The sequence below is a fragment of the Pseudundibacterium arcticum genome (assembly GCF_042646465.1).
GTDB lineage: Bacteria > Pseudomonadota > Gammaproteobacteria > Burkholderiales > Burkholderiaceae_D > Undibacterium_A > Undibacterium_A arcticum.
The window spans coordinates 55,137-70,789 of record NZ_JBHRTP010000016.1 but is presented as its reverse complement, the minus strand read 5'-3'; the positions used below and the strand labels follow the sequence as shown (position 1 = coordinate 70,789).

General features: G+C 58.8%; 15 protein-coding genes. 13 read left to right on the top strand and 2 right to left on the bottom strand.

Translation table 11 applies throughout. The annotated features are described in order from the left end of the window. The 5 genes from ACFOFO_RS06095 to ACFOFO_RS06075 form a co-directional block, all read left to right on the top strand. On the top strand, positions 1-186 hold a 186-nt coding region (locus ACFOFO_RS06095), incomplete at its 5' end, for a hypothetical protein (protein ID WP_390331128.1). Positions 187-245: 59 nt separating this feature from the next. Then, positions 246-629: a COG4315 family predicted lipoprotein gene (locus ACFOFO_RS06090; RefSeq protein WP_390327400.1), complete on the top strand. Its 384-nt coding sequence runs from the start codon at positions 246-248 to the stop codon at positions 627-629. A gap of 228 nt (positions 630-857) precedes the next feature. Further along, on the top strand, positions 858-1,835 hold the full coding sequence (gene msrP / locus ACFOFO_RS06085; RefSeq protein WP_390327399.1) for a protein-methionine-sulfoxide reductase catalytic subunit MsrP: 978 nt from the start codon (positions 858-860) through the stop codon (positions 1,833-1,835). Positions 1,836-2,278: 443 nt separating this feature from the next. After that, a complete protein-coding gene (locus ACFOFO_RS06080; RefSeq protein WP_390331126.1) occupies positions 2,279-2,932 on the top strand; it encodes a protein-methionine-sulfoxide reductase heme-binding subunit MsrQ in 654 nt (217 codons plus the stop codon). Between the two features lie 320 nt (positions 2,933-3,252). Then, entirely contained in the window at positions 3,253-3,864 is a 612-nt protein-coding gene (locus tag ACFOFO_RS06075; protein ID WP_390327397.1) for a 1-acyl-sn-glycerol-3-phosphate acyltransferase, read from the top strand. A 79-nt stretch (positions 3,865-3,943) separates the two neighbouring features. Here the strand turns inward: ACFOFO_RS06075 and lysA are convergent, their stop codons facing one another. Beyond that, entirely contained in the window at positions 3,944-5,218 is a 1,275-nt protein-coding gene (gene lysA, locus ACFOFO_RS06070) for a diaminopimelate decarboxylase (RefSeq protein ID WP_390327395.1), read from the bottom strand. Here lysA and ACFOFO_RS06065 point away from each other — a divergent pair. Together ACFOFO_RS06065 and cyaY are read left to right on the top strand one after the other, a co-directional pair. Beyond that, positions 5,217-5,390, top strand: a complete 174-nt coding sequence (locus ACFOFO_RS06065; RefSeq protein ID WP_390328382.1) for a hypothetical protein — start codon at positions 5,217-5,219, stop codon at positions 5,388-5,390. The two genes, lysA and ACFOFO_RS06065, sit on opposite strands and share 2 nt — an antisense overlap. Positions 5,391-5,499: 109 nt before the next feature. After that, the gene (gene cyaY / locus ACFOFO_RS06060) at positions 5,500-5,835 is read left to right on the top strand and encodes an iron donor protein CyaY (RefSeq protein WP_390327394.1); all 336 of its coding nucleotides are present in this window, start codon (positions 5,500-5,502) and stop codon (positions 5,833-5,835) included. Between the two features lie 77 nt (positions 5,836-5,912). Here the strand turns inward: cyaY and ACFOFO_RS06055 are convergent, their stop codons facing one another. After that, on the bottom strand, positions 5,913-8,258 hold the full coding sequence (locus ACFOFO_RS06055; RefSeq protein WP_390331124.1) for a penicillin-binding protein 1A: 2,346 nt from the start codon (positions 8,256-8,258) through the stop codon (positions 5,913-5,915). Between the two features lie 351 nt (positions 8,259-8,609). Between ACFOFO_RS06055 and ACFOFO_RS06050 the strand changes: the two genes are divergently transcribed. From ACFOFO_RS06050 to ACFOFO_RS06025, 6 genes are read left to right on the top strand one after another with little or no spacing between them, the layout of a single operon-like run. Then, positions 8,610-9,689 (top strand): pilus assembly protein PilM, encoded by a 1,080-nt coding sequence (locus ACFOFO_RS06050; protein ID WP_390331122.1) that lies wholly within the window; start codon positions 8,610-8,612, stop codon positions 9,687-9,689. After that, positions 9,689-10,354: a PilN domain-containing protein gene (locus tag ACFOFO_RS06045; protein WP_390327392.1), complete on the top strand. Its 666-nt coding sequence runs from the start codon at positions 9,689-9,691 to the stop codon at positions 10,352-10,354. Before ACFOFO_RS06050 ends, ACFOFO_RS06045 begins: the two co-directional genes overlap by 1 nt. Before the next feature lie 15 nt (positions 10,355-10,369). After that, positions 10,370-11,026, top strand: a complete 657-nt coding sequence (locus ACFOFO_RS06040; protein ID WP_390327390.1) for a type IV pilus inner membrane component PilO — start codon at positions 10,370-10,372, stop codon at positions 11,024-11,026. After that, positions 11,023-11,565 (top strand): pilus assembly protein PilP, encoded by a 543-nt coding sequence (locus tag ACFOFO_RS06035; RefSeq protein ID WP_390327388.1) that lies wholly within the window; start codon positions 11,023-11,025, stop codon positions 11,563-11,565. Before ACFOFO_RS06040 ends, ACFOFO_RS06035 begins: the two co-directional genes overlap by 4 nt. A gap of 32 nt (positions 11,566-11,597) precedes the next feature. After that, positions 11,598-13,745 carry a type IV pilus secretin PilQ gene (gene pilQ / locus ACFOFO_RS06030; protein ID WP_390331133.1) on the top strand — a complete coding sequence of 716 codons (2,148 nt, stop codon included), beginning with the start codon at positions 11,598-11,600 and terminating at the stop codon, positions 13,743-13,745. Between the two features lie 36 nt (positions 13,746-13,781). After that, entirely contained in the window at positions 13,782-15,626 is a 1,845-nt protein-coding gene (locus ACFOFO_RS06025; protein WP_390331121.1) for a hypothetical protein, read from the top strand. Positions 15,627-15,653 lie beyond the last annotated feature (27 nt).

Genomic DNA, 15,653 nt, shown 5'->3' with positions numbered 1-15,653 from the left:
TTTGCCATGCAACATTCTTTCATAAAAAATGTTGCACTTGGAATTCGAGCGCGCCCAATATGGCCACACCAGTATGTGGCCATATTGCATTTTGGACAGGCTTTCTTTGCCTGCTGCGGGAATAAAACGCAAGCTTCAATGTCTACTTCAAGGGCTGCATCGCAGGCCATCGTCTTGAATCGTTGATCGATTCACTGATTCGTCGATTTACTGACTGATCCATCAACCCGCTTAGTGAGGAAAACATGAAGAAGATATCCACTGTCTCTGCGTCATTGCTACTGTCCGTGTTGCTGAGCGCCGTCGCATCGACCGCATCGGCCCAGCTGCCGGCCAAGGAAGCCGCCGGTGTCATCACCACCCCATCCGGCATGACGCTATATACCTTCGACCGCGACCAGATGGGCGCCAGCAGCTGCAACGCGGCCTGTGCCACCAGCTGGCCGCCATTTGCGGCCAAAGCCGACGACCGCGTGCAAGGCGACTACACCGTGATTACACGCGATGACGGCAGCAAGCAGTGGGCGCTGAAAGGCCGGGCGCTGTATACCTGGTCCAACGACGCCAAGCCCGGCGACAAGACCGGCGACGGCATGCTGAACAACGCCTGGCACGCCGCACGACCGTAAGCAACGGCACGGTGTAAGGTTTGCGCCGTCCGAATGACCAATGCCCACGTTGCCGCACGGAGCCCGGTAGAATCGCTGAAACCGGATCCGGGCAAACTGCGTAATTAGGCCGTAACCAGTTCAGCAAGAGCTGGAAGCGTCTGAAAAACGCAGCTGTGCCGGGCGTGGCAGTCGGCCCGACCATGCGTTGGTTGCGTCATTCGGAACACCCCTTACATCGGAGTCGTCATGTTGATCAAACGCAGTCCCAACGGCCTGGATCTCCCGTTTTCATCCGAGATCACGCCGCGCACAGTATTCGAAGCGCGGCGCAGCTTCATCCGGCAATTGGCACTCGGCTCGATCGCCGGCGGCGCGCTGTTTGAGATCGCCAACCGTGAAGCGTTCGCGCAGGGCGGGCTGCAAAAGCTCGGCGCCAAGGCCAATCCGGCCTATGTCGTGATGGACCCGCCGACCGCCTACAAGGACGCGACCACCTACAATAATTTCTACGAATTCGGCACTGACAAGGCCGATCCGGCGCGCAGCGCCGGCACGCTAAAACCGCGGCCGTGGAGCGTGACGATCGAAGGCGAAGTCAAGAAGCCGCTCACGCTCGACCTCGACGCGCTGCTGAGACTGGCGCCGCTGGAAGAGCGCATCTACCGCCATCGCTGCGTGGAAGGTTGGTCGATGGTGATCCCGTGGGTCGGGTTTTCACTGTCGGAGCTGATCAAGAAGGTCGAACCGACCGGCAACGCCAAGTTCATCGAATTCATTTCGCTGGCCGACAAGAAGCAGATGCCCGGCATCAACAGCCCGGTGCTGGAATGGCCGTATGTCGAAGGCCTGCGGCTGGACGAAGCCAATCATCCGCTGGCGCTGCTGTGCCTGGGCATGTACGGCGAAGCGCTGCCGAACCAGAACGGCGCGCCGGTGCGCGTGGTGCTGCCGTGGAAATACGGCTTCAAGTCGGCCAAGTCGATCGTCAAGATCCGCTTCACCAGGGAGCAGCCAAACACCGCGTGGAACATCGCCGCGCCGTCCGAGTACGGCTTTTATTCCAACGTCAATCCGGATGTCGATCATCCGCGCTGGTCGCAAGCGAGCGAGCGCCGCATCGGCGAAGACGGCTTCTTCGCGAAGAAGCGCAAGACCTTGAGGTTCAACGGCTATAACCAGGTGGCGTCGCTGTATGCGGGGATGGATTTGAAGAAGTATTTTTGAGCGGAGCGGGCAGTTGCGGGCAGGCTAATGCGGGACGTTATGACAGCCACGGGAGTTTAGTTTGAATGGTTTTGCGAATCGGCCGGAAACGGCGCCGCAGCGGATGGATCACTTGGCTACTTCCGCACCGTCGTCCCAGCGAAAGGTGAAGCAGGGAATTCGGACAGCATGCTGTCCGCCTGCGTAACGGTCTGCGCTTGCAGGCGCAGATGCGCCCTGCAAGGGGGGACCCAGTGTCTTCGGCAGCACTGCCACGGCGCCAATTGAAAGTGATTAAACTCTACAACCGACACGACCGTACGGCGAACGCCGCTGGATCCCAGCGTTCGCTGGGATGACTTCGATTTTGACTCGCCACGCATGACCGACTGACGGATTTAGTAACCGACCTACATCAGTGCTGCATCAGGACGATATCGGGACAACATCAGGACCACACCACCATGCCATTCACCCCCACCGTCAAGCAATTCAAGTGGATCAAGGCCGCCCTGTTCGCGCTGGCGCTGTTGCCGTTCTTGCGCTTGCTGCTGTTCGCGTTGACCGATCGGCTCGGCGCCAATCCGATCGAATTCATTACGCGCAACAGCGGTGACTGGACCCTGTATTTCCTGTGTCTGACGCTGGCCGTGACGCCGCTGCGCAAGCTGTCAAAATGGCACTGGCTGATCAAGCTGCGCCGCATGCTGGGGCTGTTCGCGTTCTTTTACGTCGCGCTGCACTTCACCACCTTCCTGTGGTTCGATCACTTTTTCGACCTGCAGGAGATGGCGAAGGACATCGCCAAACGGCCCTTCATTCTGGTCGGCTTTTCCGCCTTCGTGCTGCTGATTTCGCTCGCCGTCACCAGCACCAATGCGATGGTGAAACGGCTCGGCGGCAAGCGCTGGCAATGGCTGCACCGGCTGATCTATCTGATCGCGCCGCTCGGGATCCTGCATTTCTGGTGGATGAAGGCCGCCAAGCACGACTTCGTGCAACCGCTGCTGTTTGGCGCCATCGTCGGTGCGCTGCTGCTGATGCGTCTGTACTGGCGCTTCGCGGGTGCGCAACCGACGGTCGCCGGCAAGCGGCAGCTCGCGCCGACGCAGGGGTGATTGGCAGCTCAGCGACCGGCCGGTATGCCCAGGGCCGTTAATTTCTCCAAGAACCGTTCGCGCTGAGTAGCCCCGGCGGGGCGTATCGAAGCGTTTCCCAGGCCGAGGCAGGCTTCGATACGCCGCTTTGCGGCTACTCAGCCTGAACGGATCACGAGAGCGACGAGAAATCAATCGCCATGGCCCGCTCCGGATTTCTTGACTAAGATTTATCGTTAGGTTGCGGGCGGTGCCAACCGCTGCGCCGTACCGATCTTGCCGTGTCGCGTCGTCGCTTTTCACGCGCATAATTGTGTTTTGAGCCTTCCGCACCAGCCGCCATGACCACTCCCCTGATGCATCCGGCCGCGCTGCCGACCTGGCAACAACGCTGGGCACTGCGCGCGCTGCAGGTGTTCGGCTGGCACGTGCGCATGGCGCCGCTGCCAGGCCCGCGCGGCGTGCTGATCATCTATCCGCATACCTCGAACTGGGATTTCCTGGTCGGCCTGTTCGCCAAATGGGCGATCGGCGTCAATTTCCGCTGGCTCGGCAAATCCACGCTATTCAACCGCTACAGCACGCCGTTGCTGCGTGCCTGGGGCGGCGAACCGATTGAGCGCAGCGTCGCCAGCGGCGCGATCGAACGGCTGGCGCAGCGCATCCAGGCCGCCGATCACTACTGGCTGGCGCTGACGCCGGAAGGGACGCGCAGCTACCGCGACCACTGGCGCAGCGGCTTTTATCATATCGCGCTGAGCGCCAGGGTACCGCTGGCGATTGCCTATTTCGATTACGTCAACAAGGAAGTCGGGCTGGTCGATCACATCGATCTGAGCGGTGATGTCGACGCCGACCTGGCGCAGATTCGGGCCGCGTATGCAGGGCGGCGCGGGCGCAGGCACGAGTTGGCCGCACCGATCCGCTTTCAGCCCGGCGCAAGCAAGAAATGACGGGAGTATCGGCATAAATCGCGCCATCCCCCGCAAAAAACAAGCGGGATCAAATATACACGCGGGTGTATATTCTTGATCACAGGCCCGGCAGCGGGCTCTCCAGCGCAAACAAATCGGCCGGATTTTCGCGTTTTCGGATCAGATGCGGCAGTGCGCCGTCGACCATCACCTCGGCGGCGCGGCCGCGCGTGTTGTAGTTCGACGCCATCGTCATGCCGTAGGCGCCGGCCGACATGATCGCCAGCAGATCGCCCGGCTCGATCGCCAAGTCGCGCTGACGCGCCAGCCAGTCACCCGACTCGCACACCGGCCCGACCACGTCGTAGGTTTGCGTTGCGGTCGGGCGCGCGACGACCGGCTGCACGCCGTGCCAGGCTTCGTACATCGCCGGCCGCATCAAGTCGTTCATCGCGGCGTCGACCACCGCAAAATTCTTGGTTTCGCCGTGCTTCAGGTATTCGATTCTGGTCAGCAGTATCCCGGCGTTGCCGACGATCGAGCGGCCCGGCTCGAACAGCACCTTGATTGGCGCGCCGCCATGTTTTGCCGCGCGCCATTGGTCGATCCGTGCGAACAGCTGTGCCAGATAGCTGCCGACCGCGACCGGCTGTTCGTCGTCATAGGTGATGCCGAGGCCGCCGCCGATGTCCAGGTGATGGATCGCGATGCCTTCTGCCGCCAGCGCATCGATCAGTTCGATCAGCTTGTCGAGCGCCTCCAGCAGTGGTGTTTCTTCCAGTAACTGGGAGCCGATATGGCAATCGATGCCGACCACTGTCAGATGCGGCAGACTGTCCGCGGTGCGATACGTTGCCAGCGCTTCATCGTAGGCGACGCCGAACTTGCTTTCCTTCAGTCCGGTCGAAATATACGGGTGCGTCTTGGCATCGACATTCGGATTCACGCGCAGCGACACCGGTGCCGTCCTTCCCATCTCCCCGGCGACCTGGTTCAGCCGGTGCAATTCCTGGACCGATTCGACGTTGAAGCACAGGATCTCGTGCTGCAGCGCCAATCGCATCTCGTCGGCGCTCTTGCCGACACCGGAGAACAGACATTTCTTCGGATCGCCGCCGGCGGCAATCACGCGCAGCAATTCGCCCCCCGACACCAGGTCGAAGCCGGCGCCATGCTGCGCCAGCAGCTTCAGCACCGCGAGGTTGGAGTTGGCCTTCATCGCATAACAGACCAGCGCGTCGCGACCGGCGCAGGCCCGGGTGTAGGCGGAAAAATTCTCGAGCAGCGCCGCCTTCGAATAGACATAGGTCGGCGTGCCGAACTGTGCGGCGATGCTGGTCAAGGGCAGTTGTTCGGCGCACAGCACGCCGTCTTGCAGATAAAAATGCGACATGGTGGAGACTAAGGATTATTGGGAAACGGGGGTGGGCGCAGTAGTGGGCGCATTGGTCGGCGCAGCAGGCAGTGTCTTCGGCGCAACTGGTGCAGCGGCCGGCGCAAGCGGTGTCGCGGTCGACAGCGGCGCCGGCGGCGGCATCTTTGGCAGATACAGCGGTCCGCGTTGACCGCAGCCGGCCAGCATGGCCACGGCCAGCAAAATTGTGGTTGCGCGGGGCGGATTAAACTGGGATTTCACGATTAGAATCAGGGATAAATTAACCACTGGAGTGTAGCATGACCGATTCCGAATTCCTGACGCTGGCCGACACTACCCTATACGCCATTTCGACCGCGCTGGAACAGGCCTGCGACATCAGCGATCTGGATGTCGAATGCAACCGTAGCGGCAACGTGCTCGATATCGAGTTCATCGACAACGGCTCGAAAATCATCGTCAATAGCCAGGCACCGCTGCAGGAGATGTGGGTCGCCGCCAAATCCGGCGGTTTCCACTACAAGCGCGTCGGCGCTCGCTGGCTCAACACCCGCGACGGCACGGAACTGTTCGCCGCGTTGTCAAAGATGGTCAGCGCCCAGGCCGGCATGACGCTGGTGCTGAAGGACGGTTAGGTTAAGCTCGGCCGCCCGGCACCATCCGGCTTCACGCCGTCGCGTCCCGCGCGCCGGGACCACCTGGTCCATGCCGCTCAAAACAGCTCGTTCTTCACCGCATCCCGGGCTTTTTCTTCGTCGGTCTGCTGGGCCCCGGCATCGATGCTGGCGACGCCGGTGCCCGGAGGATTCTCTGCATAGTAATAGTCATTGCCGGCCTGAATCAGGCCTTCCGGCACCGGCCGCTGGTCCATCGGTACATCCTTCAACGCTTTCTGCATGTAGCCGATCCAGATCGGCAGGGCCAGGCCGCCGCCGGTTTCCTTGTTGCCCAGGTTTTTCGGTTGGTCGTAGCCGATCCACGCGATGCCGACCAAGTGCGGCTGATACCCTGCAAACCAGGCATCGAAGGAATCGTTGGTGGTGCCGGTCTTGCCGGCCAGATCAGTGCGATTCAGCGATAGCGCCTTGGTCGCGGTGCCGTAGCGCACGACGTCCTTCAACATGCTGTCCATCATGAACGCGTTGCGCACGTCGATCACGCGATTGGCTTCATCACCGGCGTGGTCCGGTTTGACTTGCGACAGCACCTTGCCGTCGGCATCGGTAATCTTGGCAATGATGTAGGGACTGATCTTGTAACCGCCATTGGCGAATACCGAATACGCGCCTGCCATTTGCAGCGGCGTCACGGCGCCGGCGCCGAGGGCCAGCGTCAAATACGGCGGGTTCTTGTCGGCATCGAAACCGAAGCGGGTGGTGTATTCCTGCCCATACTTGGCGCCGATCTTGTTCAGGATGCGCACCGAAATCATGTTTTTCGACTTGGTCAGGCCGCGCCGCATGCTCATCGGGCCTTCGTATTTACTGTCGTAGTTTTTCGGTTCCCATGCCTGGCCGCCGGTCTGGCCGGCGTTGAAGCTGATTGGGGCATCATTGATGACGGTCGACGGCGACAAGCCTTTTTCCAGCGACGCCGAATAAATGAACGGCTTGAACGACGAACCGGGTTGACGCCAGGCCTGCGTCACATGGTTGAACTTGTTGCGGTTATAGTCGAAGCCACCGACCAGCGCGCGGATCGCACCGTCCTGCGTGTTGGCCGCAACAAAGGCCGATTCCACTTCCGGCATTTGCGTGATGTTCCAGTGCTTGCCTTCCTGGGTCACGCGGATCACCGCGCCGCGCCGGATACGGCGGTTCGGTTGGGCGTTGTTGCTGAGTCCGGACGCCGCGAAGCTCAAGCCGGTGCCGTTGATGGTGATTTCTTCGCCGGAGGACAGCATGGCATGCACCGTTTTCGGCGATGCGTCGAGCACCACCGCAGCCACGATGTCGTCGCTGTCGGCATGGTCAGCCAGTTCGACCTCGATCGCGTCGTCGGCATCTTCCTTTTGGGCGGGAATATCGATGAAACCTTCCGGCCCACGATAGCCGTGGCGTTTCTCATAGTCCATCACACCGCGCCGCAACGATAGATACGCGGCATCCTGATCGGCTTTGGTGATGGTGGTCACCACATTCAGCCCGCGGGTATAGGTCTCTTCCTTGTATTGCTCATAGACCAGCTGGCGCGTCATTTCCGCCACGTATTCCGCATGCACGCCGAATTCGGAGCTGTCGGTCTTGATCCTCAGCTCTTCATTTTTGGCTTGCTCGTACTGTGCATCATTGATGTAACCGAGCTGGTGCATGCGCAGCAGGATGTATTGCTGACGCGCCGTGGCGCGTTTCGGGTTGGCCACCGGATTGTAGGCCGACGGCGCTTTCGGCAGGCCGGCCAGCATCGCCGCCTCGGCCAGGCTGATGTCCTGCAGCTTCTTGCCGAAATAAATCTGGGCCGCCGACGAGAAACCGTAGGCGCGTTGCCCCAGGTAGATCTGGTTCATGTAGACCTCGAGAATCTGGTCCTTGCTCAGGCTTTTCTCGATTTTCCAGGCCAGCAGCACTTCATAGATCTTGCGCTTGAAGGTTTGCTCGCTGGACAGGAAGAAATTGCGCGCCACCTGCTGCGTGATGGTGGAGGCACCCTGTTTGGCGCCGCCAGTCAGATTGTGCAATGCAGCACGAGTGATGCCGAGGTAATCGACGCCGCCGTGTTCATAAAAGCGGTCGTCTTCGATCGCGAGCACGGCCTTCTTCATGACGTCCGGGATCTCCTTGAAGCGCACCATGGTGCGCCGTTCCTCGCCGAATTCTCCGATCAGTACGCCGTCCGCCGAGAAAATCCGCAGCGGCATCTTGGGCCGGTAATCGGTCAGCGAATCGATCGCCGGCAGGTTCGGATATGCCATGGCGAGCGCAAAGCCGACGATCAAAGCGCCGATCACCGCGAGTCCCGCGACCAGGCCAAAAAATCCAAGCAGTAGCCGCGTGATCATCGTTTTAGGACGTTTGGACGCATGTCGGGGAGTGGTGCCAGCAGAATCTTTAGAAGTCATTCGAAGAGGATCAGGAGTGTAGACCGTCACATTATAACGGGGTGGACTGACAGACTAACGGCGCGGACTGGCAGCCCGCGCAGACGGTCGATAGTGACAACAAACCGGCGCACCGGTAATTTTGCTGCAGATCGCCGTCGGATTTTGGCAACGCATATTTTGATGCCCTGAGGAAATTTCTTTACATGTGACAAGCCTTATTGTTAGGATTTAATGTACTGTTTCACATTTGTCACATAACCATTGGTTTTTAAACGAAATTTTCCGAGCTTAAAAAATTTTCTTGAGAAGAAGACAAGGAAATTAATAAAAAGTTCGCCAGGGAAATGACGTTTTTAGGGAGAACCCCCCTTGAATTTGGATCTTGGATCGTTGTTCGGAAATAAAAATCCGCCTTTGGTTGGTCTGGACATCAGTACGTCCGGGGTCCGGCTGGTCGAGCTGTCTGAAGTCAGCAAGACAGAATTGCGGCTGGAGCGCTATGCGTCGGAGCCGCTGCCGCGAGGCGCAGTGGTAGACGGCAATATCGAGAATATCGAGCAAGTCGCGGAAGCGGTACGCCGGGTCTGGAAAAAGAGCGGGACCCGTGCCAAATTTGCCGCGCTCGGCATGCCGCCAGCCTCGGTGATCACGAAAAAAATCATTCTGCCGGGGGGCTTGTCCGAAGACCAACTGGAAGTCCAGGTGGAGTCGGAGGCTAGCCAGTACATCCCGTTTGCGCTGGATGAGGTGAGTCTGGACTTCGACGTCATCGGAGCGGCACCGAACTCGCCGGACGATATCGAGGTGATGCTGGCTGCGTCGCGCAAGGAAAAGGTGGAAGACCGAGTCGCGATCGCACAAGCGGCCGACCTGACGCCGACGGTGATGGATATCGAGTCGTATGCGGCGCGCGCGGCGATCGACCGGATTACGGCCCAGTTGCCAAATGGCGGCCAGGGGCAGATCGTCGCGCTATTCCAGATTGGTGCCCAGTCGACCCATATTTCAGTATTGCTCGACGGTCAGGCGATCTACGAGCGTGAACAGCCGTTCGGCGGCAATCAGCTGACTCAGGATATCGTCCGCGCTTACGGCTTGTCGTTTGACGAGGCCGAGGCGAAGAAGAAGAATGGCGATCTGCCGCAAGACTACGACGAAGCGATCCGTAATCCGTTCCTGGAAAACGCGGCGCTGGAAGTCACGCGGGCGATTCAGTTTTTCTTCACGTCGACACCATACACCCGCGTCGACCAATTATTTCTGGCCGGCGGCTGCGCCATGATTCCGGGCCTGCTCGATGTCGTCGCGAACCGTACCAAGATTTCCACTTCGGTGGTCAGTCCATTCAAAGGCATGCAACTCGCTCCCAACGTACGTGAAAAACAATTGCGCATCGAAGCGCCGGCTTACCTGGTCGCCTGCGGACTGGCAATGCGGAGATTTGGCTAATGATCAAAATTAACCTGCTTCCTCATCGTGAGGAAAAACGCAAGCAGCGCAAGAATGCGTTCTTCGCCCTGTTGGCCGTGTCGGCCGTCCTCGGCGCGATCGTGGTGCTGTTGGTCGGTGGTGTGATCGCGAACTTGATCTCGGGCCAGAATGAACGCAATAATTTGATCAAGGCCGAGAACGTGAAGCTGGACGAGCAAATCAAGGAAATCTCCACCCTGAAGCAGGAAATCGAGTCCTTGAAAGCACGTCAGCAAGCGGTGGAAGATTTGCAGGGCGACCGCAATCAGCCAGTTTATCTGATGGATGAGCTGGTGAAACAGACCCCGGAAGGCGTCTATCTGCGTGCCTTCAAACAGGACGGCCAGCGTATCGTCCTCAACGGCTATGCGCAATCGAACGAGCGCGTGTCGGAGTTCCTGCGCAATCTCAGCAATAACTCCCAGTGGCTGGAGCGTCCGGATCTGATTGAAATTCGCTCAACCGCGCTGGGTCAGGGTAAAGATGCCAAGAAAGTGTTCGACTTCAACATCAACGTGGGCATCAAGCGCCCGCGCGACAAAAATCAGGTGGTGGCAATTGCCGGCGGCACGTCCGCCGGCGCAACTGCCGGTGCTGCGACCGCAAGTGCTGTGGCCGCCAGCGCCGCGTCAAAAAAACCTTGATATGAGAGACGCACCATGGCAGATCTGAAAAGTATTGGAGAATCCCTGGCCGCGCAGTTTCGCGGCCTCGATGGCCGGCATCCGGGACAATGGCCGATCATGCCGCGCCTGTTGTGCGGCGTGGGCGTGCTGGCGGTTGCGATTGGGCTCGGCTGGTATTGTTACTGGTCGGACCAGCTCGGCGAGCTCGATCGTGGCGAGCAGGAAGAGCTCAAGCTCAAGGACGCATACAAGAGCAAGATCCAGCAAGCGATTAATCTCGATGCCTTGCGCAAGCAAAAAGAGCAGGTCGGTCAATACGTTGCGACGCTCGAAAAGCAATTGCCGAGCAAGGCCGAGATGGACGCGCTGTTGTCGGACATCAATCAGGCCGGGTTGGGGCGCGGCTTGCAATTTGAACTGTTCAAGCCGGGTCAGGTAGTCGTGAGGGATTACTACGCAGAGCTGCCGATCGACATCAAAATCACCGGCAATTATCATGACGTTGGTTCGTTTACCAGCGACATTGCGAATCTACCGCGGATCGTGACGCTGAATAATTTGAATCTGGTTGCCGGCAAGGATGGCGCACTGACGCTGGACGCCGTCGCCAAAACTTTCCGTTATCTGGACAAGGACGAAGTTCTGGCCCAGCGCAATGCGACGAAAGACAAAAAGGGAGGCAAAAAATGATGCGCTCTCAAGGTGTGCGTGCTGTGATGTCGCTGACCTTGCTGTCCGGGCTGGCAGGATGCGGTGATAGTGGTGTGCGGGAAGTCCAGCAATGGATGGACGAGGCCAGACGGCAGACCAAGGTGGCTGTGCCGAAATTGTCCGAGCCGAAGAAATTCACCCCCTTCGTATATGACGCCAGGAATGAGGTCGATCCATACAATCCGGCCAAGCTGTCGGCCGCGCTGGCAAAGTTGCAGGCCAAATCCGGCAACGGCTTCAAGCCCGACATGGAGCGCCGCCGCGAGCCGCTGGAAGCTTATCCGCTGGATGCACTGAAAATGGTCGGCACCTTGCAAAAGCCGGGTTTGGGTTATGCGTTGATACAGGCCGACAAGACAATCTACCAGGCCAAAGTCGGTAATTACATCGGGCAAAACTTCGGCATGGTCACCAAGGTCAGCGATACCGCGGTCGCGATTAAAGAGATAGTCCAGGATGCGTCCGGTGAGTGGACCGAGCGTAAAGCCCAGTTAGAGCTGCAGGAGAGTAAAAAATGATTGCCTTAAAAAAAACACAGGTGGGCTTGACCATGATGGCACTTAAATCGCTACGACAATCAGTAAAGGTCTGTGCTTTCGCATGTCTGTCGCTGGTCGGCAGTCTGGCGTGCGCACAGGAGAACTCGATTGAATCGATCAACGCCAATCAGCAGGGTTCCAATGTGATCGTCAAGGTCACGTTAAAGAACCCGCCTGCCAAGCCGCCGATCGGCTTTTCGATCACCAGTCCGGCCCGCATCGCACTCGACTTTGCCGCCACCAGCAATGGCACCGGCAAGGGGGTGCAGGACATCAATATCGGTGACGTGCGCAATGTGAATATCGTGCAGGCCGGCGAACGCTCGCGTCTGGTATTCAATCTCAAGCGGCCGCTGAACTATGCCACGGTGGTCGAGGGTAATTCGATCATCGTGACGATCGATGGTTCCGGCGGTCCTGCGACTGCACTGACCGCGGCCGGCATTCCGGCCAATCCCGCGTCGAATGCCAGCGCGGGCGGCAAGCAGGCATTGCGCGATATCGATTTCCGCCGCGGTGTCAATGGTGAAGGACGGATCGTGATCGATTTGCCCAATAACCAGACCGGCGTCGACGTGCGCCAGCAGGGCCAGACCATCGTCGCTGATTTCCTGAAGACCAGCCTGCCTGAGGTTTTGCGGCGGCGCCTGGATGTGGCAGATTTCGGTACGCCGGTCAGCACCATCACCACCGTACCGCAAGGCGACAACGTGCGCATGATCATCGAGCCGAAAGGCTTGTGGGAACACAGCGTATATCAAAGCGACACCCAACTCGTGATCGAAGTGAAGCCGATCAAGGAAGAGCCGAACAAGCTGACCCAGGGCACACAAGGTTATCGCGGCGAAAAGCTGTCGCTGAACTTCCAGAACGTTGAAGTGCGGGCGGTGCTGCAAGTGATCGCCGATTTCACCGGCCTGAACATCATCACCAGCGACACCGTGAGCGGGAATCTGACGCTGCGTCTGAAAGACGTGCCGTGGGATCAGGCACTGGATATCGTGATGCAGGCCAAGGGTCTGGACATGCGCAAGAACGGCTCTGTCCTGTGGATTGCGCCGAAAGATGAATTGCTGACCAAGGAAAAACTGGAACTGGAGCAGCGCTCGCAGATCGCCGAACTGGAACCATTGAAGACTGAAGTATTCCAGCTGAATTACCAGAAAGCCGACGCGTTCAAGATGGTGTTCGGTCTGGATGGTGGCGACGGCAAGAACCGCATCCTGTCCAAGCGCGGCAGCGCAGCGACCGATCCGCGTACCAACAAGCTGTTCGTGACTGACATCCCATCGAAACTGGAAGAGGTGCGCAAGCTGATCCAGGTCACCGACATCGCGACCCGTCAGGTGCTGATCGAGGCGCGGATTGTCGAGGCGAGCGACAGCTTCAGCAGAAATCTCGGTGCCAAACTGGGCTTTGCTGATCTGCGCACGCTGCGGGGCGGTGACAGCGGTTATCAAATCAATGGCAATAATCGCGCCGCATTGACCGGTAACTATCTCGGCGTTGGCGAGCAAACTGGTCAAACACCAGTGACCAGCGGCAGCTTCATTCCGAATTCTCAATTCGTCAATTTGCCGGCGGCCAACCTCAATGGTTTCAATGCTGGCAGCCTGGCAGTTAGCCTGTTCTCGGCAGCGGCCAACCGCTTCCTGAATCTGGAAATTTCCGCGCTGGAAGCTGACGGCAAGGGCAAGATCATTTCCAGTCCGCGCGTCGTGACCGCCGATCAGCAGGCGGCGCTAATCGAACAAGGTGAGGAGATTCCGTACCAGCAAGCGACCAGCAGCGGCGCCACCGCGGTGACCTTTAAAAAGGCCAACCTGAAACTCGAAGTGACACCGCAAATTACGCCGGACGGCAATATCATCCTGGTGGTTGACGTTACCAAGGACAGCCGTGGCGTCGCAGTCGCCGGTAGTTTCGCAATCAATACCAAGCACGTGAAAACCAACGTCCAGGTCGAGAACGGCGGAACCGTGGTGCTGGGCGGCATTTACACCCAGCAGGAACTCGATTCCCTGACCCAGGTGCCACTGCTCGGCGATATCCCGGTAGTCGGCAATCTGTTCAAGACCAAGAGCCGTAGCAACGACAAGACCGAGCTGCTGATTTTCATCACGCCGAAGATCGTCAATGATCGCGTGGCAACCCGTTAATACCTATCAAGGCTGCGACATAATATGAAACTAAAAATGAACGAATTGACTCTCGGTAATCGTCTGCGCTTTACCGCGTGTGCCGTATTTGCAATCGCGCTGGCGTCCTGCGGCGGCGGCGGCGGATCGCCTGGCACCACGGTCGGAACCGGCACCGGAACGACGGGTACTCCGGCAACGGGAACTGCAGGCCCTACAACAGCCGCAGCAGGTACCATCACCATGAATCTCGTCGATGCGAGTGGGGTCAGTTCGCAGGCCTTGTCCACGGTGAATCCATTGACGGCCCAGGCTACCGTGCTCGACGCAAATGGTCATCCGATCGCTAATACCGTCGTGACCTTTGCGACCAGCGGCACGCTATCGATCTTATCGCCGGCCTCAGGCTCGGTCTTGACCAACGCGTCCGGCGTAGCATCGATCAAGCTGTCGCCAAAAGATCTACTGACGGCCCAGACGCAATCCGGGGCCGCCGATACGGTGACGGCTACTGCGACTGTCGCTACCCAGGCCCTGATTGTCAAATCGAATTATCAACTGGGTGTGACCGCCGTGACCCTGAATCTGTCGGCGCCAAGTTCGGGCACAATCAATCTCAAGTCGTATGCCACGACCGCGCTCAAGGTGAATGTGTTGGCCAATGGCGCACTGTACACGGCTCAGCCGGTGACGGTGAATTTCTCGTCCGGTTGCGCCAGCTCCGGTCAGGCATCGTTGCCGAGCAGTGCAACTACCGTCAACGGCCAAGCGCAGGTAGTGTATACCGACAAGGGGTGCGGCGCGACCGATGTCGTGACAGCGTCGGTCACCGGCGCGCAGCCAATCTCGGCCAATCTCATCGTCGCGGCACCGGTGGCGGCCTCGATCGGCTTCGTTTCGGCAGCGCCTAGCGACAAGGCCATCGTTTTGCAGGGTGCGGGCGGAAATGGTCGCGTAGAAACGGCGACCCTGACCTTCAAGGCACTAGATACATCCGGGCAACCGTTGCCAAACCAGCTAATTAATTTTTCTGTGAATCCGGCCAATGTGGTTAGCCTGCAATCGACTTCCGGCACCACTGGCAGCGACGGTACAGCGGTAGTCACCGTGAATTCGGGCTCGGTGCCGACGACTTTCCGGGTGATTGCTGCGTTCAACAATCAACCGGCGATTTCGACCATCTCGGACAGTGTTACGGTAACAACCGGGCAGCCGGTTCAAGCCGCTTTTTCACTGAGCGCAAAGAGTTTCAATATTTCGGGTTGGAATCACGATAATGAAACAACAGACGTCAATATCCTGCTCGCCGACGTCAACGGCAATCCAGTGGCCGATGGCACACCCGTAATTTTTACGACCGACAGCGGCGCTATCGGCAGCGCGTCCAACGGCGGTTGCACGACGGTCAACGGCGCGTGTAGCGTTGTATTCCGCAGTCAAAATCCACGTTACGGCGTCGGTAATGCCGCAGGCAAGGTACCAGGATTAGCGACGATCAGCGTATCGACGACCTCGGCGCTGTACACACTAAGCGGATCGATAGGCATTCATCTCAGCGCCGATCAGCCAGTCGTGCCTGCAGGGGTCACACGGTTGACGACGATCTCGTGCGGAGCCTACTCGCTGCAGCTTGCGCCGACGGACCTGAACGGAAATCCGCTGCCCCAAGGCACAACGCTGGTCTCGGCGAATATTAGCGGCGGCACGACGATAGGTCAGATCATTCCGAATGCGGTTCCCGACACGTATTTTGTGATCCCGCATACGATTCCTGTGACTCCTGGTCCGACTTGCCTGGTTGGTGGTGCAACTACGGCGACCGACACTTTCGACATCATAGTCGCCTCACCTTTGGGCTCGCCGGTTGTGTATCATTACAGCATTAATTACCCGATTCCATAATTGCCCAGGGATATGTAGCCGTTGAAC